Origin of the sequence: Ruegeria sediminis, assembly GCF_005938215.1 — a bacterium.
GTDB lineage: Bacteria > Pseudomonadota > Alphaproteobacteria > Rhodobacterales > Rhodobacteraceae > Ruegeria > Ruegeria sediminis.
Window position 1 is genome coordinate 45,338 of the sequence record NZ_VCPD01000008.1, and the last position, 23,545, is coordinate 68,882.

The 23,545-nt window shown below is 61.4% G+C and carries 22 protein-coding genes; 8 read left to right on the forward strand and 14 right to left on the reverse strand.

What is annotated here, in order from left to right:
- Positions 1-96: 96 nt before the first annotated feature.
- The 9 genes from FGK63_RS18210 to FGK63_RS18250 form a co-directional block, all read right to left on the reverse strand.
- Positions 97-396, reverse strand: coding sequence for a UxaA family hydrolase (locus tag FGK63_RS18210; protein ID WP_138844961.1), 300 nt, complete (start codon positions 394-396; stop codon positions 97-99).
- A gap of 14 nt (positions 397-410) precedes the next feature.
- Positions 411-1,568: a UxaA family hydrolase gene (locus FGK63_RS18215; protein WP_138844963.1), complete on the reverse strand. Its 1,158-nt coding sequence runs from the start codon at positions 1,566-1,568 to the stop codon at positions 411-413.
- Positions 1,569-1,592: 24 nt separating this feature from the next.
- A complete protein-coding gene (locus tag FGK63_RS18220) occupies positions 1,593-2,507 on the reverse strand; it encodes an NAD(P)-dependent oxidoreductase (RefSeq protein WP_171052705.1) in 915 nt (304 codons plus the stop codon).
- Positions 2,508-2,639: 132 nt separating this feature from the next.
- Positions 2,640-3,878: an ABC transporter substrate-binding protein gene (locus FGK63_RS18225; protein ID WP_138844967.1), complete on the reverse strand. Its 1,239-nt coding sequence runs from the start codon at positions 3,876-3,878 to the stop codon at positions 2,640-2,642.
- A 73-nt stretch (positions 3,879-3,951) separates the two neighbouring features.
- Positions 3,952-4,788, reverse strand: a complete 837-nt coding sequence (locus FGK63_RS18230) for an ABC transporter ATP-binding protein (protein WP_246044079.1) — start codon at positions 4,786-4,788, stop codon at positions 3,952-3,954.
- A gap of 2 nt (positions 4,789-4,790) precedes the next feature.
- Positions 4,791-5,591, reverse strand: a complete 801-nt coding sequence (locus FGK63_RS18235; RefSeq protein WP_171052706.1) for an ABC transporter permease — start codon at positions 5,589-5,591, stop codon at positions 4,791-4,793.
- Complete coding sequence (locus FGK63_RS18240) at positions 5,588-6,406, reverse strand: ABC transporter permease (protein WP_171052707.1); 819 nt, start codon at positions 6,404-6,406, stop codon at positions 5,588-5,590. The genes FGK63_RS18235 and FGK63_RS18240 overlap by 4 nt, the downstream gene beginning before the upstream one ends.
- 311 nt (positions 6,407-6,717) lie before the next feature.
- Positions 6,718-7,512: an SDR family NAD(P)-dependent oxidoreductase gene (locus tag FGK63_RS18245; RefSeq protein ID WP_138844973.1), complete on the reverse strand. Its 795-nt coding sequence runs from the start codon at positions 7,510-7,512 to the stop codon at positions 6,718-6,720.
- 30 nt (positions 7,513-7,542) lie between these two features.
- Positions 7,543-8,493: a 2-hydroxyacid dehydrogenase gene (locus tag FGK63_RS18250; protein ID WP_425471870.1), complete on the reverse strand. Its 951-nt coding sequence runs from the start codon at positions 8,491-8,493 to the stop codon at positions 7,543-7,545.
- A 145-nt stretch (positions 8,494-8,638) separates the two neighbouring features.
- Here FGK63_RS18250 and FGK63_RS18255 point away from each other — a divergent pair, with 145 nt between their 5' ends.
- From FGK63_RS18255 to FGK63_RS18280, 6 genes are all read left to right on the forward strand, one after another.
- On the forward strand, positions 8,639-10,114 hold the full coding sequence (locus FGK63_RS18255) for an aldehyde dehydrogenase family protein (RefSeq protein WP_138844976.1): 1,476 nt from the start codon (positions 8,639-8,641) through the stop codon (positions 10,112-10,114).
- Between the two features lie 13 nt (positions 10,115-10,127).
- A complete protein-coding gene (locus FGK63_RS18260; protein WP_138844978.1) occupies positions 10,128-10,874 on the forward strand; it encodes an SDR family oxidoreductase in 747 nt (248 codons plus the stop codon).
- On the forward strand, positions 10,858-11,763 hold the full coding sequence (locus FGK63_RS18265; RefSeq protein WP_138844980.1) for an SMP-30/gluconolactonase/LRE family protein: 906 nt from the start codon (positions 10,858-10,860) through the stop codon (positions 11,761-11,763). Before FGK63_RS18260 ends, FGK63_RS18265 begins: the two co-directional genes overlap by 17 nt.
- Positions 11,764-11,776: 13 nt before the next feature.
- The gene (locus FGK63_RS18270) at positions 11,777-12,931 is read left to right on the forward strand and encodes a mandelate racemase/muconate lactonizing enzyme family protein (RefSeq protein ID WP_138844982.1); all 1,155 of its coding nucleotides are present in this window, start codon (positions 11,777-11,779) and stop codon (positions 12,929-12,931) included.
- The gene (locus FGK63_RS18275) at positions 12,928-13,908 is read left to right on the forward strand and encodes an NADPH:quinone reductase (RefSeq protein ID WP_138844984.1); all 981 of its coding nucleotides are present in this window, start codon (positions 12,928-12,930) and stop codon (positions 13,906-13,908) included. Before FGK63_RS18270 ends, FGK63_RS18275 begins: the two co-directional genes overlap by 4 nt.
- A 120-nt stretch (positions 13,909-14,028) precedes the next feature.
- Positions 14,029-14,562 carry an Lrp/AsnC family transcriptional regulator gene (locus tag FGK63_RS18280; RefSeq protein WP_425471872.1) on the forward strand — a complete coding sequence of 178 codons (534 nt, stop codon included), beginning with the start codon at positions 14,029-14,031 and terminating at the stop codon, positions 14,560-14,562.
- On the opposite strand, the gene FGK63_RS18285 is transcribed toward FGK63_RS18280, so the two are convergent.
- From FGK63_RS18285 to FGK63_RS18305, 5 genes are all read right to left on the reverse strand, one after another.
- Positions 14,559-15,461 (reverse strand): hydroxymethylglutaryl-CoA lyase, encoded by a 903-nt coding sequence (locus tag FGK63_RS18285; protein ID WP_138844986.1) that lies wholly within the window; start codon positions 15,459-15,461, stop codon positions 14,559-14,561. The genes FGK63_RS18280 and FGK63_RS18285 overlap by 4 nt on opposite strands.
- A gap of 55 nt (positions 15,462-15,516) precedes the next feature.
- The gene (locus tag FGK63_RS18290) at positions 15,517-16,023 is read right to left on the reverse strand and encodes a TRAP transporter small permease (protein ID WP_138844988.1); all 507 of its coding nucleotides are present in this window, start codon (positions 16,021-16,023) and stop codon (positions 15,517-15,519) included.
- 73 nt (positions 16,024-16,096) lie between these two features.
- Complete coding sequence (locus FGK63_RS18295; RefSeq protein ID WP_138844990.1) at positions 16,097-17,134, reverse strand: TRAP transporter substrate-binding protein; 1,038 nt, start codon at positions 17,132-17,134, stop codon at positions 16,097-16,099.
- A 27-nt stretch (positions 17,135-17,161) separates the two neighbouring features.
- Positions 17,162-18,457 carry a TRAP transporter large permease gene (locus tag FGK63_RS18300; protein ID WP_138844992.1) on the reverse strand — a complete coding sequence of 432 codons (1,296 nt, stop codon included), beginning with the start codon at positions 18,455-18,457 and terminating at the stop codon, positions 17,162-17,164.
- 90 nt (positions 18,458-18,547) lie between these two features.
- Positions 18,548-19,738, reverse strand: a complete 1,191-nt coding sequence (locus FGK63_RS18305) for a CaiB/BaiF CoA transferase family protein (protein WP_138844994.1) — start codon at positions 19,736-19,738, stop codon at positions 18,548-18,550.
- Positions 19,739-20,159: 421 nt separating this feature from the next.
- Here FGK63_RS18305 and FGK63_RS18310 point away from each other — a divergent pair, with 421 nt between their 5' ends.
- Together FGK63_RS18310 and FGK63_RS18315 are read left to right on the forward strand one after the other, a co-directional pair.
- A complete protein-coding gene (locus FGK63_RS18310) occupies positions 20,160-22,526 on the forward strand; it encodes a 1-deoxy-D-xylulose-5-phosphate synthase N-terminal domain-containing protein (protein ID WP_138844996.1) in 2,367 nt (788 codons plus the stop codon).
- 350 nt (positions 22,527-22,876) lie between these two features.
- Entirely contained in the window at positions 22,877-23,542 is a 666-nt protein-coding gene (locus FGK63_RS18315; RefSeq protein WP_218961160.1) for a GntR family transcriptional regulator, read from the forward strand.
- Positions 23,543-23,545: the final 3 nt, after the last annotated feature.

Below are 23,545 nucleotides of genomic sequence, written 5' to 3' on the forward strand. Positions count from 1 at the left end.
TCTGCACATCTTTCCTGTTGCGCGGGCGGGTTGACGCCCACGTATGTGAAATCCAGTTGCCGCTTGCGGGGCCACCCGGCGCGGCTTCTTCGTTTTTCAGTCCGTTCTGCGGCGGGCGCGGTCGCTGCGCAGATTGTGGACGTGGACATGCGCCCCGGGCGCGATAGCCTCGGTGGCCGACCCGATAGCCGAACCGTATTTCAGGATCGGATCGCCGGCGTCAATGGCTGTCAGCGCGACCTTGTGGCCGAGAGGAATATCCTCGGTCGCCGTCACCCAAACCTCGCCGTCAGCGCATCCGACAACAAGAACTTCGCCCGCGGCGATGTCGCGCAGGACAGTGGCGACGTGATCGGCCTCGGCCAGTGCAATGGCGTCGAACCCGCGCGGTCCCATTTCCCCTTCGCCCCTCACAATGCCGCTCCGAATCTGCTGACCACTTCATCCCCTTCGCCCAGCAATTCGCCCCAGGTGAGCGTTCCGCTTGCAACATCTGCAACGGTAGCCAGAAGACGCTCGGCCAAGGCCTCGGGCGCTTCTGATCCGTCAAATCCAGTGTGCGCGACGAAATCAAGCTGGCCGTCGAGCCGCGCGCAGGTTTCCGGGTTTGCGCTCACCTTCACGGTCGGTGATAGTGCGCTGACATAGGAATTTCCAACACCGGTCGTGAACAGGACCATCTGCGCTCCGGCCGCGACGAAACCGGTCAGGGATTCCGGCGCGAAGGCCGGGGCATCCATCACCCACAACCCCGGGCCCACTGGCGCCTCGGCATATCCCAGAAGGCCTTCGATCCTGCTCCGACCCGATTTTGCAGTGCTTCCCAGGGATTTCTCTTCGATGGTCGAAAGACCGGATGCAATATTCGTAGGCGTCGGATTGACGCCCAGAAGGTCCACTCCCGCAGCAATCGCCGCCTCCTCGCGACGCTTCACTGCGGCAAGGATTCCTGCAGCCAGTTCCGGGGTGCGGGCGCGCTTGGCAAGCAGGTGCTCGGCCCCAAGCCATTCGACCGTTTCGCCCAGGATTGCCGTTCCGCCCGCCGCGACCAGACCATCCGCAACCCTGCCCAACAGCGGGTTGGCGACCAATCCGGAACTCGGATCAGAGCGGCCACATTCAAGCCCTATCGTCAGCGTCGAAAGCGGTGCCGGCGACCGGCGCAGCCGCGACATCTCGCGGATAAGCCGCGCGCCGGACTGCGTCGCCTTTGACACCAAGGTGAAAACGTCGTTGCCGCAATCGTCCATGCTGATCGCGTCATGCGCCTTGCGGGCAAGAGCAAGTTCCGCAGAGAAGCGCTCCAGAACCTTCGGATTGTCCCCGATCAGCAGAACCGCACCTGTGTTGGGATGCTCGGCCAGGCCAAGCGCGGCACGGTCATGGATTTCCTTGTCTTCTCCCAGAAGCCCCGCCTCGTAAGGCAGGACCACACAGGCCGCATCGCGCAGCGAGGACGCGATGCGTCGGCTGGCGGGGCCCGTCAACCCGCCGATCGACAAAACCAAGAGCCGGTTGCGAATCCCGACACGGCCATCCGGCCGATGATATCCAAGAAACTCAACCATGTTTTGGCTCCGGTTCCTCTCGCGTCAGCTCGCTTTCGCCATGGCCGGCTTTTGCCGCGCCTCGACGCCAAGCTTTTCTTCGAGCATGAACATCAGCCGCGCGGTATCGCGGTCGCCATAGCCGGCGTCGATCGCCGCCTGAAGCGCGGCCAGACCGGCCCGGCCGATCCGCGGTTCAATGCCGATCTTCTCTTCCAGTTCGCAGGCCAGCCGCACGTCTTTTGCCGCCAGCCGGATCGCGAAGCCGGGACTGTCGTCGCCGACAAAGCCCTTCTTGGGCATGGCCGTCGAAAACTGGCTGTTCCAGGCCATCGTGTTTCGCATCACCTGCTGCATCATCTCGAGGGTCAGGCCACATTTCAGTCCCAGCGCCAACGCCTCGGTATTGGCGACCATGATGGTCGTCGCAAGCACGTTGTTCGTGATCTTCATTGCGTGGCCCATGCCCGGGCCGCCGCAGTAATACTTCTCGTTCCCCATGCAGTCGAGGATCGGTTCGACCTTTGTGATGGCGTCGGGCTCACCGCCGATCATCAACGTCAGTGTTCCGGTTACGGCATGTTCCGAAGTCTTACCCACGGGAGAGTCCACCAGGTTCATGCCGCGTTTTCGCAGGTCGTCCCCGATGGTCTGCGAGGTTTGCGGGTCGATCGTGCTCATCTCGATCACGATGCCGCCCTCGCGCAGCCCCTCGGCAACGCCATCCTTGCCCAGTATTGCACCGTGGACATGCTGCGGTTCGGGCAGCATGGTCACCACGATTTCGCTTGCGGCGCCGACTTCCTTTGGGGACGCGCAGGCTGTTGCACCGGCCTCGACCAGACGCTGCACCGCGTCCGGGTTCAGATCGAAGACAGAGAGCGAATGACCGCCCTTGAGGATATTGAGCGCCATGGGAGCGCCCATGACACCCAGACCGATAAATCCAACATTGGCCATTCGCTTCCCTTTCGTATGGCGGTTTTTTGTTCGAATTCGGATGTATCCCCCCAAGCCCGCCATGCGGTTGCCGGGAATGGGGGGACAGGTTTCAGTTGGACTTTCGCCCGCTCTGAGCCTTTCGGTTTGGGATCACGATTGTTCGGACCACTTGTCCATTTCCCAAAGCGGCAGGCCGCGCAGGTCGTTTACGTCGGTCCGGGTGAACTCGGACGCATCGGTCTTGGAGCCCAAAAGCTCGTATGCCTGCTTGGCAAGCGGAGCGGTCAATTCGAAGGCGCCCTTGACCTGATCCCAGCTCAGCGGATTTTCGATGACGCCGCCATCCACCAGATATTGCGATGCCTGCTGAACTGCGCGCGCCTCGCTGACTGTCGGCCAAGCCCAACCGCGGGCGAAAATCAGGTCGTCGTTGACCACCTTGGCGCCGTCTTCGGGATCGAGTTTCCAGTAGTCCTTGACCAGCTGCGAAACGGCGCCCGGCTCCTGCGCCGACAGGGTCGCGACCGCTTCCTGCTGTGCCGCCATGAAGGCCACGACAATGTTCGGATGCTGCTCGGCCAGCGAGTTGCGGAGCACCCAGAACGAACGGTGGATATAGTAGCCTTCCGGGTAGAAGGGCGACTGCTTAACCGACGGCATCTGGATCCCGGCGCCGGTGCCCAGCGGTCCGTCATAGAATTCCTCGGTGTAGCCGTAGGAGTTCCAGATCGCCCGGGTGCCGTTCTTGGCGGCGGCCAGGTACATCGGTTGGATCGCGATGGCGGCATCCAGACCGGTCGGCACCGCGGCGGCCTGGCTGAGGACCGGCACGTTGACCAGGTTGATGCCCAGTTCGCGCGGATCGGCCGAGCCCAGTTCCCAACGCAGCATTTGGCTGAGCGCGTTGTAGGGGTCACCGCCCAGCAGCGAGCCGATGGTCTTGCCTTTCAGGTCCTCGGGCTTGCGAATGCCACGGTCGTCGCGGGTGACGATCATGAAGCGCAGCCGGCCTTCGCCCACCACCATCAGGCTGAGCGGAAGCCCGGCCGCGATCGAGCGGATGATCGGTGTGTTGCCCCACATGCCCATGTCGAGATCATTGGCCACGAAGGCTTCGACCTGCGGCATGGCGGTCGGATAGTCGCGCCAATCGACGGTCAGTTCGTATCCGAAATCCGCCGCGTACTTCTCGAACAGCTTGTTTTCGATCATGTAGGCTGTCATGGGCGCGTTGCCTGCGGCCCACGGGATCCGGCCGACGGAAACGGTCAGTTTGTCGGTCGCTGCCCGGATGATCCCGGGTGCGGCGAGCGTCAAAGCACCGGCGGCCCCGGCCGTGCGAATGAATGACCGGCGATTAAGGACGAGTTTGGAGAGCGCTTCGGACATTGTGTTCCTCCCTTGATCCGTAGCTTTGGTGTCCCGGAAGCGTTCCGGAACGGTCTGAAAAGAGCGGCCGGTATCAGGCGATGGCTTGATAAGCCTCGTCCCGGATCAGCGACCAGATTTCGTCCGTGAGTTGCCCGAACCGCGGTTCGGAGCGGATGGATTCCCGGCGCGGGCGCGGGATGTCGATGTCGATGACCGCGCTGACACGGCCCGGATGGCTGGACATCACCACAACGCGATCGGCAAGAAACACCGCTTCGTCGATGCCGTGTGTGATGAATACCACCGTCTTGCGGTCGCCCTCCTCGGCGGCTTCGCCCCAAATGCGCAGCAACTCCACCTGCAGCACCATCCGCGTCTGCGCATCGAGAGCGCCCAGTGGTTCGTCCATCAACAATACGTCGGGTCCGTTCGCCAACAGCCGCGCCAAGGCCACGCGCTGCTTCATGCCGCCCGACAGTTGGTGTGGAAACTTGGCTTCGGCGCCCGCCAGCCCGACCATGTTGACGAAGTGGTTCACCCGGTCGTTGCGTTCCGCAGCCGTCAGTCCGGCGCCCGGCGTGCCGTGACGCAGGCCGAAACCAACGTTGTCACGCACGCTCTTCCAAGGGAACAGTGCGTAATCTTGAAACATCACCCCGCGCTCGGCGCCAGGACCCCTGACGTGATGGCCGTCCATTTCGATGTCGCCGCCGGTGGGCTGGTCGAGACCCGCTATCATGTTCAGAACCGTGGACTTGCCGCAGCCCGAAGGGCCGACAATGCAAAGGAACTCACCCGCCCGGACATCAAGGGTGAAATCTGAGACCGCCAGGGTCCTCTGCCCGGTGCGGGGCGCGACATACTCCTTGGACACGTTCCTGAGGCGCAATTTCGGCTGGGCCTTCGAGGGCATGGTCGCTACGTTCATTTTCAGTTCCTCCAAGGCAGCAGGCGGTGTTCGGCAACGCGGAACAGCCGGTCGATCATCAGGGCGATCACTCCGACGACGATCATGCAGACCACGATGCCGTTGAGGTCGATAGAGTAGGCGTAGAAGACGAACATCATCTGTCCGATCCCGCCGGAGGTGCCACCGCCGGACTTGGCGCCAACGGCGAGTTCGGCGGCAATGATCGCGGTCCACGCTACTCCCATCGCCAAGCGCGAGCCCAAAAGAACGCTGGGCACGGCGGCGGGGACAATGACGGTCGCAATGGTGCGCAGGCGGTTTACCCCCATCGTCTGCGCGGCCCGGACCAGTTGGCGGTCGACGCGACTGACACCATAGACGGTGTTCACCAGCAGCGGAAAGAACGCGGCATAGGCGACTATGGTCAGGGCTGCGGGCGTGCCGGTGCCGAACCACAGGATCGCGATCGGCAGGATGGCCATGGGCGCGATCGGGCGGAAACTTTCGATGATCGGATCAAGGTTCTCGCGAACGGCGCGGCTGGCGCCCATCAGCACTCCGAGGCTCAGCCCGAGGACCAACGCGACGCAAAAGCCGGCCAGCACCCTACCCAGGCTCTGCAAAGTCGACCAGACGAGGTCGCCGCTTGCCGTCAGTTCGATGAAGGATTGCACGACCTTGGCCGGTGCAGGCGCAGGCGAGGTTTCAGGCAATGTCATGGCCCAGATCTGCCAGACCACGATCAGCAGTGCCGGAAGCGTGACCGCTTTGACGGCAGGCGGCAGTTGTGCGATCCGAGAGGTTTGAGTTGCAGTGGTCATTGTCCGATCCCCATTCCTTCGGCCCAGGGCGTAAGCTTGTGCTGCAAGGTCCGCAGACCAAGATCGCAAAGGTATCCAATGGCGCCGATCATCGCGATGAAGGCGAAGACCTTGGGGCTCATGAGCAACTGCCGATACCATTCGATGGCGAACCCGAGACCGCTGGGCGAGCCGATGAGTTCGGCAGCAATGATTGCGGCCCAGGCCGAGGCGAACGCGATGCGAAAGCCCACCATGACAGACGGAAGCGCCGCCGGAACCGCGATGTGCAAAAGTCGCGCGCTGCGGCTGACGCCCATGGTCTCCGCTGCGGACATCAACTTGCGGTCGATGCTTTTCACCCCGTCTATCGTGTTCAGAAGCAGGGGGAAGAACGCGACGTAGGCCATGATGAAGATTGGCAGCGTACCGCCCACGCCGAAGATGAACAGGCCCAGCGGGATCCAGGCGATACCCGAGATCGGGCGCAAGAGTTCGACGATCGGGTCGATAAAGGCATTCGCCTCGCGGTTCATCGCCATCAGGAATCCTAGCGGCACCGCGATCAACGTGGAAATCACGAGGCTGATCACCAGCCGCGTTGCGCTGATCAGCGCATGGTCGAACAATTCTCCAGTCCGGCCGAGCGCAATAAGCGCCTCGAGCACCTTGAACGGCGACGGCATTTGGATCGGGCTGGCCACCCACAAAGCAACCAGATACCAGATCCCGATGAATACGCTGAACGCGCGAACAACGATGAACCAGCGTGCTTGCCAGAACCTTCCTTGCGCCCGTACCGACCCCGGATACCGCGCGCCAGCTTTGCGGTCCACGTCTGACTCTGACGCGACTTCGGCCAGTTCTTTTGCAGTTCTTGTTTCCATGAGGCTGACCATCTCGTCACTTCCCCTCTTCCCACTTGTAACTGTAGTTTCCAACTTACTCACTTGTCAATTCTTATTACAACTTATAAACGCAGACGTAACCCGTTCGGAATTCAAGGGGATTCCTGGCGGATATCTGGTTTTCCGCAGAAAGGCGCTCAATGACCGAAACAGGTCACCGAAAACCTGATTCGCGCACACAAACGAAAAGAGCCGCCCCCGGCATGGGAGCGGCCTTGATCTACAGAAAGGCTGTGCGCTTAGCGTGTTACAGCAGTGAACCCGCCGTCGATATAGATCACCTGCCCGTTGATATAGGCGCCCGCATCCGACGCCAGAAGAAGCGCCGCACCGGCGATATCCTCCGGCTTTCCCCATCGGCGGCAAGGCGTCCAATCCCGAACGAAGTCATGGAACTCCTTCACGTTTGCCTGACTGAATTCAGTGATCGTATAGCCCGGCGCCAGCACGTTCACAGTCACACCAGTTCCCGCAAGATCGGCCGCAGCGGCCTGAGCGAACGAATGCACAGCACCCTTGGCCGCGACATAAGGCACAAGATTGGGGCGCGACACGTGCCCCATGATCGAACCCATATTGATGATCCGGCCGCCGCCTTGCGCGACCATGATCCGAGCGGCCGCCTGCCCTACCGTGAAATAGGCTGTCAAATCCGTGTCGATCACCTTCTGCCAATCGGAATCCTCCAGCTCCAGAAATGGCTTGCGCACGATGACCGCCGCATTGTTCACCAGAATGTCCAGTCTTCCGAAAACGGCGGCCGCATCCTCCACGCCCCTCCGGGCGGCGGCGCGATCGTTGACGTCGAATGTCAGCGCCCGGGCGTCAACACCGGCCTCGCGGAACGCCTCGGCCCGCTCATGCACCGCTTCATTCAAATCGGCAAGGATCAGTCGCGCGCCCGCCGCGGCGTAGGCCTGCGTGACGCCCGATGCGATCCCCCCGGCCGCACCGGTGACCAACGCCACGCGATCCTTCAGTGAAAACAAGCGTCCCGGATCGAGATTCAAGGCCAAGTCGGATTTGTCGAGCATTGGATTCCCCCTGTCTTTACCGCAGTTTGCTCACACCAGTCTGTTCGGCAGATCCCTGCCCTCCAGATGGAATTTGATGGAATCAAGAAGCATCTCCCCCATACGCACCCGCGTCCCGATGGTGGAACTGCCCTGATGCGGCTGCAGGAAGACGTTCGACAGTTCGCGGTATCCAGGATGGATATCCGGTTCGCGGTTGAAAACATCGAGCCCCGCGGCGGCGACATGCCCTGACCTGAGGCCGGCAATCAAGGCGTCGTCATCGACCAAATCGCCACGGGCGATGTTCACGACGATGGCGCCCTGCGCCAGCTGAGCAATGCGGTCCGCATTCAGAAACCCCTTGGTCGCCGGCGTCGAAGGCGCCGCCAGCATCAGGAAATCGCTGACTGCCAACAACCCTTCAGCACTGTCATGGTAAGTGGCGCCATCTTCCAAGCCCCGCTCCAATCGCGAGCGGTTGTGGTAGTGAACCTCCATGTCGAATGCGGCACGCGCACGGCGTGCAATGGTTCGCCCGATCCGGCCCATGCCCAAAACGCCGAGTCGCGCTCCGGTCACGTCACGGCCCAGCAATTGAGTAGGCGACCATCCTTTCCAGGTTTGCCCGTATATCATGCGCTCACCCTCTTGCGCGCGGCGGGCGGCGCAAAGCATCAGCATGATGGCGATCTCGGAAACCGCGTCGCTCAGGATATCCGGGGTGTGGATGACCGCGATTCCGCGATCACGGGCAGCAGGCAAGTCGATATGGTCGTGCCCGACTGACAATGTCGCAATCGCCCGGACCGAGGCTGGCAACGCTGCGATGCAGTCCGCATCGATCCGGTCCATCGCCATGACCAGCATCACATCCGGCTGCCACTCGTCCGCAACAGCCTGCAGTTCCGCGGGCGTCAGGGTGCGGTCCTCTGGATTTACCCATGCGGCAGCCTCGGCCGCGATCCGCTCCATCAGTGCGGCCGGTAGGCTTCGCGTCACTACCATACGTGGATGCGTGTCCATTCCGCGGCTTCTCTTTCCTGATCCTTGTTGCATCACTAGTTACATATTTTTTACTTGTCAACTTTCATTACAACTCATAGAAGGAAGCGACCACCATTTCCATTGCAATGGAGCCTTGACCATGGACGCGACCGAGCTGACTCGCCCAGAGACGCGCTTGACATCCTATCGCAATCTGATCGGCGGGCGATCGGTCGATGCGCAGGACGGTCGGAAACTCGATGTGCTCTGCCCTTCGGACGGCATCGCCTTCGGAAGCATTCCCCGCTCTGGCGCGGCGGAAATCGATCTAGCCGTGCGCGCGGCGCGCACGGCCTTTGAGACGGTCTGGTGTCGCTTCACCGCCACCGAGCGCGGTCGCCTACTGATGAAGCTGGGAGACGCGATCCTGGCCCATAAGGATGAGTTGGGCGCGCTGGAATCGATGGATACAGGCAAGCCGGCCAGTCAGGGCCTTGGCGACATTGTCGCCACGGCGCGCTACTTCGAATTCTACGGCTCTGCCGCCGACAAACTGCATGGTGAGACCATCCCGTTTCTGAACGGATATACCGTGGCCGTTGTCCGCGACCCCCATGGCGTCACAGGCCATATCGTGCCGTGGAACTATCCCAGCCAGATCTTTGGCCGCTCGGTCGGCGCTTCGCTGGCCTGCGGCAACACCTGCGTGGTGAAACCTGCCGAGGATGCCGGGCTGACCCTGCTGCGTATCGCAGAACTGGCGCTAGAGGTCGGGATACCCGAAGGCGTTCTGAACGTTGTTTTTGGACTTGGCGCCGAGGCCGGCGCGGCGCTGACCGCGCATCCCGACGTGGATTTCGTCTCGTTCACCGGCAGTCCCGAGGTGGGCACGCTGGTTCAAAAAGCGGCCGCTGAAAACCGGATCGGCTGCACGCTGGAGCTTGGCGGCAAGTCACCGCAACTGGTCTTTGCCGACGCGGATCTGGATGCGGCTTTACCTGTGCTGGTCAAGGCGATTGTGCAGAACGGCGGACAAACCTGTTCCGCCGGAAGCCGGGTCTTGGTGGAACGGCCGATTTTCGACAAGGTCGCCGAAGCGCTCGCCGAACGCTTCGCCGCCACCACTGCGGGTCCGCATGAACAGGACCGCGACCTTGGCGCGATGGTCACCGCAAGGCAACAGGCTCGGGTCAAGGCCTTTCTGGCAGAAGCCCGCGCCGCCGGCGTCCCGGTTCTTGCCGAGGGCAAAATCGCGGAAGACGCGCCCTCGGGAGGGTTCTACGTGAAGCCTACTCTTTTCTGTCCTGTTCCGCGCGAAGCCCGGATCGCCTGCGAAGAGATCTTTGGCCCCGTGCTGGCCGTGATGCCCTTTGAAGACGAGGCCGACGGCGTGGCCCTGGCCAATGCCACCGACTACGGTCTCGTTGCTGGCATCTGGACCGAGAACAGCAACCGTTCGATGCGGGTGGCCCGTGCGATGCGTTGCGGCCAGGTGTTCATCAACGGTTTCGGCGCTGCGGGCGGAATCGAACTGCCGTTTGGTGGCGTGAAAAAGTCCGGCCACGGGCGAGAGAAAGGCTTTGAGGCGCTGTACGAGTTTTCCGCCTCGAAAACCATCGTCCACCACCACAAATGATCGGAGCCTTATCATGCGCCTGAAAAACAAGACCGCAATCGTCACCGGCGCCGCGCAAGGTTTCGGATACGGAATCGCGCAACGCTTCGCCGAGGAAGGCGGGCGTGTGGCGATCCTCGATCTGAATGCCGACAAGGCCGACGAAGCGGCAAAGACCATCGGAAATGGCACACTGGCCTTCGGCTGCGACGTGACCGACGGCAAGTCGCTAAAGGAAGTCACGGGCAAGGTGATAGACGCCTTCGGCAAGCTCGACATCGTCGTCAACAATGCGGGCACCACCCATCGCAACCAGCCGATGCTGGACGTGACCGAGGAAGAATACGATCGGGTGTTCGCGGTGAACATGAAATCGATCTACCTGATGAGCCATGCCGTGATCCCACATTTCCGCGAGACAGGCGGCGGCTCGATGATCAACATCGGTTCGACCGCGGGAATACGGCCGCGCCCGGGTCTGACTTGGTACAATGCGTCGAAGGGGGCTGTAAACCTTCTGACCAAGTCCATGGCCGTCGAACTGGCGCCCGAGGCGATCCGCGTCAACGCCATCGCCCCCGTCGCCGGTGAGACCCCGCTGCTCGCTCAGTTCATGGGAGAGGACACTCCGGAAAAGCGGGCCGCGTTCCGCGCGACGATCCCGTTGGGGCGCCTGTCCACTCCGCTCGATATCGCAAATGCCGCGCTCTATCTCTCCTCGGACGAGGCGAGCATGGTAACCGGTGTGGTGCTGGAGGTTGACGGTGGTCGCTGCATCTGAAGCATCGGCAACCAATCGGATGCTGCGCATTGGCGATCAGCGCGACATCTTGGGCGAATGCCCGGTTTGGGACGACCAAAGCGAGACGCTCTGGTGGGTCGATATCCGCTGTCCCGCAATTCGCCGCTACGACCCGACTACGCTGCGGACCGAAACCTGGGAAATGCCCGAAATGGTCGGAGCCATAGCGTTGACCACGGGCGACTGCCTTGTCGTGGCCCTCGGCAGCCGAATTGTGTTGTGGAAGGCCGGAGCGACGCGCTTTGACACAATCGCCGAGTTGCCCGCAATAATCCCGGACCACCGTTTCAACGACGGTCGGGTGGATCGCCAGGGGCGTTTCTGGGTCGGGACGATGAACAACATCACCCGCGCGCCAGAGGGGACCCTGTATCGCCTTGACGGCAACCGGTTGACGGCTGTCCGCGACGGAATCTGCATCCCAAACGCCCTGTCATGGAGCCCTGACGGCAACGTCATGTACTTCGCCGACTCGCTGGAGCACGGCATCGACGCCTATGACATCCACGGCGACAGCGGACGGATCTCCAACCGCCGCCGGTTCGCCGACTGCGCGCCGCCTGCCTTTCCTGACGGTGCGGCGACAGATACCGAGGGCCACGTCTGGTATGCCGAGTTCAATGGCGGCCGCATCGTGCGCCGCGCACCGGACGGCCGGATCAGCAGTGCCATCGAAACGCCGGTCGACCGGCCCACGGCCTGCTGTTTCGGAGGACCGGAACTGAAAACGCTCTACGTAACCACGGCGAGCCAGAACATGACAGACAAGGAAAAGGCAGCCGCGCCCTTGGCCGGGGCATTGCTGGCTTTCGACGTCGGTATCGCCGGCCTGCCAGAACCGCGCATCAGCCTTCCGGTTCAACCCTGAAAGGACAGACGCCATGATCAAGATTGCCCGTGTCGACGCCTTCGCCATCCGCGTTCCGATCTTAGAGCCGATCAAGGTGGCCTTCGGCACCTTTCGCGACCGCCCCATGGTGCTGATCCGCGTGACCGATGTGGACGGGGCCGAAGGCTGGGGCGAAACCTGGAGCAACTGGCCTGCCGTCGGAGCCGAGCACCGCGCGCGGCTTGCCGTCGATCTGGGCCAGGCGCTGATCGGCAAAGAGTTCGGCACCGCGGAGGAAATCTTCGATCACCTGACGCGCGAAACCGAAGTGCTGGTCCTGCAGACAGGCGAAGTCGGGCCGGTGGCGCAGGTCATCGCCGGGATCGATATCGCCATCTGGGATTTGCACGCGCGGAAGCTCGACGAACCGCTGTGCCGTCTCCTTAGCCAAAAGGCAGCATCACACGTGCCGGTCTACGCCACCGGCATCAATCCAGACAGACCCGAGGATTTCGCTGCCGCCAGAAAGGCCGAGGGGCATCGCGCCTTCAAGCTGAAGATCGGTTTTGGCCGAGACCTCGACCTGCAGAACATTGCCGCCGTACGCGATGCGATCGGGCCCGAGGCGCATTTCATGCTTGACGCCAATCAATCCCTGACGCTGCCTGCTGCCCTAGACATCATTGAACTGGCGGCGAAACACGACATCACGTGGCTGGAGGAGCCGTTGCGCGTTGATGCCGCCAATAACGATTGGTGGCTTCTGGCTGAATTCTCATCCATCCCCCTTGCCGGTGGCGAGAACCTGCGCGGAGGCCAATTCGACGAATGGATGGCGCGCGGCGAGTTGAAATTCTACCAGCCGGACATCACCAAGTGGGGCGGCGTGACGGGATGTATGCGTGTCGCGCGAAAGGCCGTTCAAGAGGGGTTGGTCTACTGTCCGCATGTCTTCGGTGGTGGGATCGCCAATCTCGCCTCGCTGCACGCGCTGGCCGCCGCCGGAGGCGGTGGATGGCTGGAACTCGATTGCCACCCCAACGCCGGGCGCGAACTGATACTGCGCGACTTGCTGCCGGTCAGCGACGGCGGTGTTCCGGTTCCCGATGCGCCCGGACTTGGCACGTCAGTCGATCTGTCAGATTTCGCACCCTTCGTGACATGGGCGTCCGACAATACGCTGGCAACCCAAAGGAAAGCCGGATGAAGGCTATCAGAGTCAACGCTTTCGGTGGCCCCGATCAACTGGTTCTCTTCGATGTTCCCGATCCCGTTCCAGGTCCGGGCGAGGTCGTGATCGACGTTGAAGCTGCCGGTGTCAATCCCGCCGACACCTACATGCTGACCGGGAATTACGTGTTCCGACCGGATCTACCCTATACCCCAGGCGGCGACTGCGCCGGCGTCGTTTCTGCGACTGGTCCCGGCGTGTACGGACTGAACCCCGGCGACCGCGTGTTCGTCAGCGCCGGACTCAGCAAGATCATGAGTGGCGCCTATGCCGAAAGGGCTTTGCACCGGATGGAAGACGTTCTTCCGATTCCGGACGGGATCGGCTTTGCCGAAGCGGTTTGTTTCGGAGTGCCCTATGTCACCGCGCATCTCGCCCTGTTTGCACGTGGCCGTGCCGCCCGCGGTGAGACGGTTTTCATCCACGGCGCCAGCGGTGCGGTCGGAACGGCGGCGATTCAACTGGCCCGCGAAGCTGGCCTGACGGTAATCGGCAGCGCGGGGTCGGCGGCGGGCCTTGCCCTCGTCGAAGCCGAAGGTGCTCAGCTTGCAGTGGATCACGGTTCGCCCGGATATCTTGACCGGGTGCGGGATGCCACCGAAGGCCGCGGTCCCGACCTGATCGTCGAGATGTTGGCCGACGTCAATCTTGCCGCCGACATGGACCTGGTGGCCCATTCCGGCCGCATCGTGATCGTCGGCTGCCGCGGCGAGATTTCGATCAATCCGCGTGTCGCCATGCTCAAGGAGATCGACATTCGCGGCACGGCCGTCTGGAATGCATCGCGAGACTCCGTTGCCGTTGCCTTGTCCGAGATATTGGCCGGTGCTGCCAACGGGAAGATCCGCCCGGTGGTCGGACAGCGTTTCGGACTGAAACAAGCAGCCGATGCTCACAGGGCCGTTCTGCAACCCGGAGCGAAAGGAAAGGTCGTTTTGTGCCCGAAGGGATGAGTAGTTTCGTGACCGGACCTCTGGTCGTTCCTGGGGGAGATAAGCGTTCGGCGCTGCTGTTCGGTCATTTGTGTGGCCTACGGCCCAGTCGGCATCGACAACTCAGGCTGAGTTGCCCAATTGCGCGAGTTTTGCGAGATTGGTGGTCAGTTTTCCAGCAGCAATGATCCGCCCGTGCGACCTATTCAACTCGACTCCATAGATCTCCGAATTCTCAAGATCCTGCAGGAAGATGCCGATATCTCGAACATCGACCTGGCGGAAAGGATCGGGCTGTCTCCGTCGCCTTGTCTGCGCCGTGTGCGCATTCTTGAAGATGCAGGTGTGATCAAGAAACGGGTGACGTTGCTCGATGCTGCGGTTCTGGGGCTGAATGTCAGCGTTTTTGTCTCGGTCCAACTTGAAAAGCAGACAAAGGAACGACTGAAGGAATTCGAGACGGAAGTCCGCAAGCGGCAGGAGGTGGTGGAATGCTACCTGATGACGGGCGAGGCTGATTATCTTTTGCGTGTGGTCGTACCTGACATCGCCACGTTTGAACGGTTTCTAAAGGAAAGCCTGACCCTGATCCCAGGCGTTGCCAACATCCGGTCAAGCTTTGCCTTGCAGCAGGTGGCCTACACCACGTCGCTGCCCCTCGACCATCTCACCTAGGCTGCACGCCTGCGAGGAACGTGGCGCAGATGGCTGGCAACCACCGCGCCCGGCAGGGCAGCTATGCGATCCGCAACGTCCAGCAAAACCTTGATGTCAATGCCGGTCTCAAAACCGCCTTCGTTGAAGGCGAAGACCAGATCCTCGGTCGCGGTGTTACCCGTCGCTCCGGGCGCAAATGGGCAACCGCCCAATCCCGCGGCAGCCGTGTCAAATGCATCGACGCCCGATTGCCACGCCGCCACGGCATTGGCGACACCCTGTCCGAAAGTGTCATGCCCGTGAAAGGCCCAGCCGTTCCCTGCCGTTTCGGGCAGGGACATGGCCGCCGCAAAGCGTGTGGTCACCATGAATGGGTTCGCCCTGCCGGTGGTGTCGCAAAGCGCGATCTCGGCCCGAGGGGCGATTTGTCCGACTTTGGCCACAGCCGAAAGCACGTCTGCCAGTGGCACCGTTCCATCGAACGGGCTATCAAAGGCCGTAGCCAGATCGACGCGCAGGATGGCATCCTCCGGCAGAACCGAGACGACATCCTGCAAGCCGGCGAGCGATTGGGCAAAGCTCTGGCGCACGTTGTTCTGATTGTGCCGCTCCGAGATGGAAAGGACGTAGCAGACCTCGGTGATCCCGGCCCCCAGCGCATTTTCGGCGCCGCGCACATTCGGCACCAGCGCACAGAGACGGGCGGGCAATTCTCGTACGGCCGCGGCGATCTCGGCCATGTCGGCCATTTGCGGAATCGCCTTGGGACTCACAAAACTGCCGATTTCAATGCGCGCGCAGCCAGCGGCGGCGAGCGCCCTGATGATGCCGATTTTTTCTTCCGTTGGCAGCGGATTGGAAATGGACTGAAACCCGTCGCGCGGTGCGACTTCGCAAATCTGCGGCTTCCGTGTCATCGAATTTTCCTCAAGGGCGCCGGTCGTTTCCGGCCACCGGCATGGGGGAATTTTCTCAGACATTCTGCAAATCCTCGCCCCGGTCCGAGGGACGCCCGGTCAAGCTGTCGAACAAGTCAAACGCGAAGCGTAGCGCCAGAAGACCAAAACCGATTGGAAGCATCGCATAGGGAACTACCATCGGCGTGCCAAAGCTTGAGGATACGCGCTCGCCGAACTCCCAGGACTGGTAGGCGATCAACCAGCCACGCCAAGCAATGATCGCGCAAAATACGAGGCCGCAAAAGCTGATCACCGCCCTGTTTATGCGCTGGCCCGTTGCGCCCAACTTGTCGGCGAAGAAAGTGATGCGGATATGGCTGTCCGTGCGCTGCACTTCGGCGGCGGTCATAACGGCCACGTAGACGATCAGGAAAGTGTTGACTTCCAACGACCACGAGGTGGGTGCGGTGAAGACGTACCGCATGATGGCGTCGTAACAGATCGTCACCACCATGAAGGCGAGCACGATATTGCCCAATACGGCAGTTGTCCGTTCAAGGGTCGATGCGATCTTTCTCATGTTTGCCTATCCGGTAAATTCCCGTTGCTGAAGACCTCTGCCAGCCGATGCTGCGGCCGGCAGAGGCGATGATTCAGGCGTCCTGGCCCATGGCGAGCGCGATGGCGCGGCGGCCGGTCTCCTCGCCCACTTCCGCGATCCAGGCTTCCTGCACGGCCTGCGCGGCTTCTGCAAGGCGGGCCAGATCCTCTTCCGACGGCTCGACGACCTGCAGCCCGGCCGCTTCGATCATCGGCCAGAACTCGTTGGGATAGATGGTGTTGTTGGCCTCGTTGGCGCCATTTTCGTCCAACCACTTTCCAGCGTCCGTGAAGGCGGCTTTTTCGGCGTCGCTCATGGCTTCCCAGCGCTTCAACGTGGTGAACAGGCCAATGCCGTAAGCCGTAATGGGAAGCTTGTAGACCGTGCCGAGCTGTTCCTGGAGGGACCGCCCGATTATCGTCGAAATGTTCGCGACCGCAGCGTCGACAGTACCGCGCTGCAGGGCCAGATAAAGTTCGGACGAAGGAATGCGTACCGCGGCAGCGCCGAAGCCTTCGGCCACCTGCGTCGCCTCGAAGCCGACCACACGAATCTTGCGCCCGGCCATCTCGTCAATCGAGCCGATGGGGGATGCGACGGTCGACCAGAGGTATTCCGGTTCGAGGATGTTGCCCATCATTGAGACCATATAGAGGTCTTCCTTGGCGAGTTCCTCGTTGATCAGGTCGAACAACGGTGTGCCAGCTGCCAGGCGGCCGGGATTGCGGTGAAGTTCCTCGACGATGCCCGGCAGACCCGTGATGCCGAGGATCGGCGTAGAGCGCGTGATGTAGCTGCTGGTGTGGAACATGAAGTCGATCGTCCCGGACCGCAGCGCCGGCAGTTGCTCGTCCGCCTTCAGCAGTTTGCCGCTGTCGTAGTAGTCCACCGCCACGGCATCCGAAGCGTTGAGCCGGTCGACGAACCCGGCCGACCCGAAGGAAAGCGCCTTGTAGCTGGGCGGCAGGTAGCTGACACCGGTCATCATCGTTTCGGCCCGCGCCGAGGTCGGGAAACCTCCTAGACCGATGGTCGCGCCGCCCGCGAACACCGCGGAAGACATCAGGAAATTGCGTCGTGTCTGTTTCATGTCTTTTCCTCCTTGGAAGACGTTTGACTACAAGAGACCCGGCAGCCACAGGCTGATCTGGGGGAACAGGACGAAGAGCATCAGGATCGCGAATTGCACCACGACGAAGGGAACAACGGACTTGATGATTTCTTCCACTTCGAGCTGCGGGCACACACCCTTCAGCGCATAGAGATTGAGACCCACGGGCGGCGTCACCACCGCGATTTCGAGGTTCATCACCAGAACGATGCCGAACCACAGCGGGTCATAGCCAAGGGCCGTGACCAGCGGCAGCAGGATGGGCGTGGTCACGACGATCAGCGATACCGCATCGACCAGCATTCCCAGCAAAACCAGCGCGATCATGACCAGTGTCAGGATTGCCCAGGGCGGCAGATCGGTCGCCGTCAGGGCCGCCGAAACGGATTCCGGCACACGCACGAGGTTCAGGTAATCCCCGAATATCTTGGCGCAGCCCATGATCAGCAGGATCGCACCCGAGACCTTTACCGACGCGGTCAGGATCTCAAGCGTTTTCCGCCATGTCAGGCACCGAAAGATGAGCAAGGCGATCAGGAACGCACCCGCCGCGCCAAAAGCCGCCGCCTCGGATGGCGTCGCGATGCCGGTGTAGATCGACCCCAGCACGATTGCGACCAGCAGAAGCGCATGCCAGATGCCCGCGAGCGCGCGAAACTTCTCGCCCAACGGGGCTTCGTCGGCGTCGCCCAAGGGAGCTTCTTCAGGTTTCAGCAAGACGCGGAAATAGATGAAGACCGACAGCGCCAGAGCAAGCACGATGCCAGGCAGAATGCCCCCGATGAAAAGGGCACCCACCGACACCCCCGAAACGGCTCCGTAGATGATGAATGGCACTGACGGAGGGATCAACATTGCCAGCGCGCCAGAGGACGCGACCGAGCCGGCGGCCAGCGTGCGCGAATAGCCCCGCTCAAGCATCTGAGGTACGGCAATGGAGCCGACGGCGGCCACCCCGGCGACCGATACGCCGGACACCGCACCGAAAATGGCGGAAGCGCCAACCGTTGCGATCGCAAGGCCGCCCCTGAGCCACTGCAGCCAAAGCGCTGCTGCGCGGAAAAGGTTCTGACCGACCGGCGTCGCCCCCAGAATGTTCCCCATCAGGATGAAAAGGGGCAGCGCGATCAACTCGAAGGAATTGAGCTGACCGAAGAAGGAAGTGGGCGCAAAGAAGAACGCCATCGATCCTCGCGCCATCCACAGACCGACCAGACCACTGGCCCCCAGCGCCAGAAAGATCGGCGCACCGGCGCCGATCATCCCCAGCAGCACAGCCACGACGATAATCGGCTCAATCATTGGCCCGACCGCACTTATTGGTCACAACTTGCATGTGTACGTCTCCTGGGCCACGCCATCCCTAATGTCCGCGTAAGCCATTGATGTTTTTCAGATGATGCCTGCCGTGCGTAGTTCTGCGATGCGTTCCGGCGCGTAGCCCAGTCCGTTAACAAGCACTTCTTCGTTGTGTTCACCAAGGTCCGGGCCAAGACGTGTCACCCGCCCCGGAGTTTCCGAAAGCTTGGGAAAGACGTTCTGCATCGCCAGTGTCCCACCCTTGGGCTCGTTCACACGGACGATGCTCTCGCGCGCCGCGAAATGAGGATCCTCCAGCATCTCCTTCGCCGTGTAGGCCTGCCCGACCGGAACACCCGACGCGGCCATCAGATCCACGATGGTCTTGGCGTCCTGTGTTCTGGTCCAGTTGGCCACAATGCCGTCCAGGACTTCCTGGTTGACGCCGCGAGCGCGGTGATCCGAAAAACGAGGGTCGTTCACCAATTCGGACTGTCCCATCACCTCGCAGAGCCGGCCAAAGACACTGTCCTGATTTGCCCCGATGATGACTTCCTTGCCGTCCTTCGTGGGATAGGCGTTCGACGGCGCAATTCCCGGAAGCGCCGAGCCATATCGCTCGCGGATATGTCCACCCGCGTCGTACTCGGCCACCAACGACTCCGTCAGACCAAGGACGGCTTCGTAGATGGCGCTGTCGACGACTTGGCCTTTCCCGGACTTGTGACGATGCTGCAAGGCAAGCAGTACGCCTATTGCAGCGTTGATGCCTGCCATTGTGTCGCCAAGACTGAGCCCGATGCGCACCGGCGGCCGATCGGGATAGCCCGAGATGTAGCGCAGCCCCCCTGCGGCCTCGCAGACCGAGGCGAAACCAGCCCGTTCGCTGTACGGACCATCCTGGCCATAACCGGAAATTCGCGCCATGATGAGGCGCGGATTGATCGCGCTGAGCGCGTCATAGCCGAGCCCCCACCGTTCCATCGTTCCGGGGCGGAAGTTTTCGATCAGGACGTCGGCATCGCGCACAAGGTCGCGCAGGATCTGTTGCCCCTCGCCGCGACGCAGATCCAGGGCAACGGATTTCTTGCCGCGCGCGATGACAGACCACCAGACAGGTCTGCCGTTCCTACCGCTGCGCCCCCATTGGCGCATCGCATCACCCTGCTGAGGCGGTTCGATCTTGATAACCTCCGCCCCGAAGTCGGCTAGCAACTGACCACAATACGGCCCGGCAATGAACTGTCCCAGTTCGATGACACGAATACCCTCGAGCGGCGCCATGAATCAGTCCTTTCGTTTCGACCGCGCGAAATTAGTCGCGGTTGCGGTTTCACGGATTGCGAAAACATGCATCGAAAAGACTATTTTTAGCGCCTTCTGCCATCCATGAGCTTCATTCTGGAAACTTGTGCCAATATCCTTCGGGATTGGGCACAGACCTGCGGCGCGCCATAACTGAACGATTCCGCGTTCTTTCGGACAACTTTATGGTTCCCGAATAGCTTCCAATGCGACTCATTCGCCCGCCACCACAGGCGGCGCAAACTGGGCATTTCCGCTTCCGTATCGAAAAATGTTGGAATCTTTTGCCAATATGGACCGAAACTTTGAACAGTCATGGCCGAAACCGTGTTGCCCCATGATGTCTTTGGCGCAAAACGCCAATGACTTTGCGGTAAATCTCTTTGCGAAGGAGACAACCATGCCAAAGACGACCAGCCACCTGAAAACCATCGAACAGCGCCTGCTTTGGCTGTCTCACTGGATGATCCACAATGCCAACCACCTGCGTGAAAACAAAGATGGCATCAAGGTAGGCGGCCACCAGGCGAGTTCGGCCTCGATGGTTTCAATCATGACGGCGCTATATTTTGCTGTTCTTCGGCCGCAAGACCGTGTCGCCGTCAAACCGCATGCCTCGCCGATCTTCCATGCGATCCAGTACCTGATGGGCAATCTGACCCGCGAAAAGATGGAAAACTTCCGCGGCTTTGGCGGCGTTCAAAGCTATCCCAGCCGTACGAAGGACATTAACGACGTCGATTTTTCGACCGGCTCCGTCGGGCTGGGCGTGGCGATCACCGCATTCGCGTCTCTTGTTCAGGATTACCTGGGCGCCAAGGCTTGGGGCGCTGATGCGCCGCAGGGGCGGATGATCGCGCTGGTCGGCGACGCGGAACTGGATGAAGGCAACATCTATGAAGCCTTGCAGGAGGGGTGGAAAAACGATCTTCGCAATTGCTGGTGGATCATCGACTACAATCGTCAGTCGCTCGACGGAATCGTGAGAGAGGGTCTTTTTGGGCGGATCGAAAAGATCTTCGACGCCTTCGGCTGGGATATTGTCCGCGTCAAACATGGTGCCCTGCAGCGGGCCGCGTTCGAGGAACCGGGCGGAACGGCCCTGCGCGACTGGATCGACAATTGCCCGAACGCCGAATACTCGGCACTGACCTTCATGGGCGGCGCAGTCTGGCGCAAACGGTTGATGGATGATCTCGGCGACCAAGGGGATGTGTCCGCCCTGATCGACCGCCGCTCGGACGCCCAACTTGCGGCGCTCATGGAGAACCTCGGCGGCAATTGCGTGGAAACGATGGCCGAGACCTTCGCCTCCATCGACCATGACCGTCCGACCTGCTTTCTGGCCTACACCATCAAGGGTTGGGGCACGCCGATCGCTGGCCACAAGGACAACCACGGCGGCTTGATGAACAAGGCGCAGATGGCCCAGTGGCAGAAGCACATGGGCGTGCCGGAAGGACAGGAATGGGAACCGTTCGCCGCCGTCGAAAACCCGAAAGCACTGCAAGAGTTCCTGAATACGGTTCCGTTCTTCGCTGACGGCCCGCGTCGATTTGGCGACGCCCGGCTGACTGTTCCCACCCTTTCGGCTCCGGTCGCGCGCGAGATCTCCACCCAAGCGGCCTTTGGCAAGATCCTCGATGACCTTGCGAAGGGCGACGGCGAATTCGAGCAGCGGATCGTGACCACCTCACCTGATGTTACGGGAACCACCAACCTCGGCCCGTGGGTCAACCGCCGCAAGCTATTCGCAAGAACCGAAATGTCGGACGCCTTCATCGAGAACCGGATTCCTTCAACGGCCAAGTGGGAGTTCACTCCCGAAGGCCAGCACATCGAACTGGGCATCGCCGAGATGAACCTGTTCCTGCTACTGGGCGCCGCAGGGCTGTCCCATCAGCTTTGGGGCAAGCGTCTCATTCCCATCGGCACCGTTTATGACCCTTTTGTCCACCGCGGTCTCGATGCGCTGAATTACGCCTGCTATCAGGACGCGCGCTTCATGATCGTCGGTACGCCCTCCGGCATCACACTCGCGCCGGAAGGCGGCGCCCATCAGTCGATCGGCACACCGCTGACAGGCATGAGCCAGGATGGTCTCGCCTCGTTCGAGCCGGCCTTTGCCGATGAACTAGCCGTCATCATGGAATGGGCCTTCGACTATCTGCAGCGGGATGGCAGCGACGAAGGCGAAAGCCCCAACTGGCTGCGCGATCAGACGGGGGGCTCGGTCTATCTGCGCTTGACCACCAAACCGCTAGAGCAACCTGTTATCCGATCCGATGCGGCGTTCCGCGAGGGTACTATCAACGGCGCATATTGGCTGCGCGAGCCGGGACCGAACTGTTCCGTCGTGATTGCCTATCAGGGCGCCGTCGCGGACGAGGCGATTGCCGCTGCGGGTATGATGGGCGAATACCGCAGGGATATCGGCGTTCTGGCCGTCACATCCGCCGACCGCCTGAACGCCGGCTGGACCGCCGCTCAGACCGCGAGGGCACAGGGCGACATGACGGCGCAGAGCCATGCAGAACACCTGCTGAGGCGGCTGCCATCGACCTGTACGCTGGTGACTGTCGTGGACGGGCACCCGACGACTCTCAGCTGGCTGGGATCGGTCATGGGGCACCGCACGCTCGCACATGGCGTCGAGCATTTCGGACAGACGGGCACCATCGGCGACCTTTATCGTCACTTCCGGATCGACCGGGATTCACTTGCCCAGTCGATCAGCCGACTGACCCTGGGACGAACGGCCGCTTGATAATGCTACGGGGTGGATTTTGGCAGATTTCGTTTTTCAGGAAAGCGAAGGAACTTAGGGGAGGCAGCGCCAAAACCGTTCGAGCAGAGTGGTGCTGATAACCTGGTCAAAATGGGGGGGGATAGTGACCACTGCCCCGACGTTTCGGCTCGTCGCTCGAAATGGCAACTATTGGACAGATCGCATTCGCGCGTGCGGAAGGTCGAAGATTCGCCTGGCCTCTTCATCCAGCTGCCCTTTGACCTCCCTTTCAAAACACCTTGACCAAAAAACGGTCATGGGTTATTGAATTCTGAATTCAGTATTCCAATCCCCGAAGCGAAATGAAGACACTCCGCCCACAACCCAGCATGACGGATCAGGTCTACGAGGCGATCGTGGAGGAGATCTGCAACGGAGAAATCACGCCCGGCGAGCACCTCGTTCAGGAGCAGCTGGCCGAAAAGCTTGGCGTTTCGCGTCAACCCGTTCAGCAGGCGATGTCCATGCTCAAGGCAGATGGGCTTGTCGAACAGATCGGGAGACGCGGCTTGCAGGTCGCTCCTCTGGACTTGGACAAGATGCAGCATCACTACGACATTCGGGCCGCTCTCGATGGCCTTGCGGCGCGCAGCGCAGCGCAGCAAGCAAAGAAATCCTCCACGACAGCCCAAGCGCTGGCGCACCGCGGCGGAGACATCCTGAAGCGCGGCGAAACAGCCGTTGCACGAGGCGCGGTCGGCGAACAAGTGCGCCACGACGTGGCGCTGCACACCCTGATCTACGAATTTTCCGGCAATCCGCTGCTGGCCAAAACCGCCGAGCCCCATTGGCGGTTCCTACGCCGCGCAATGTCCGAAGTACTACGGTACGGAGAGCTGCCGAAAGAGATCTGGCGCCAGCATCGTGACATCCTAGACGCGATCATCGCGGGCGATGCCGACACTGCTGAACGCCTGATTGTCGCCCATGACCTCGATGCGGCCAAAGCCCTTTCGTCAGCTTTCGCCTCCAAGTCACAGGCCGCACCGTCATGACTA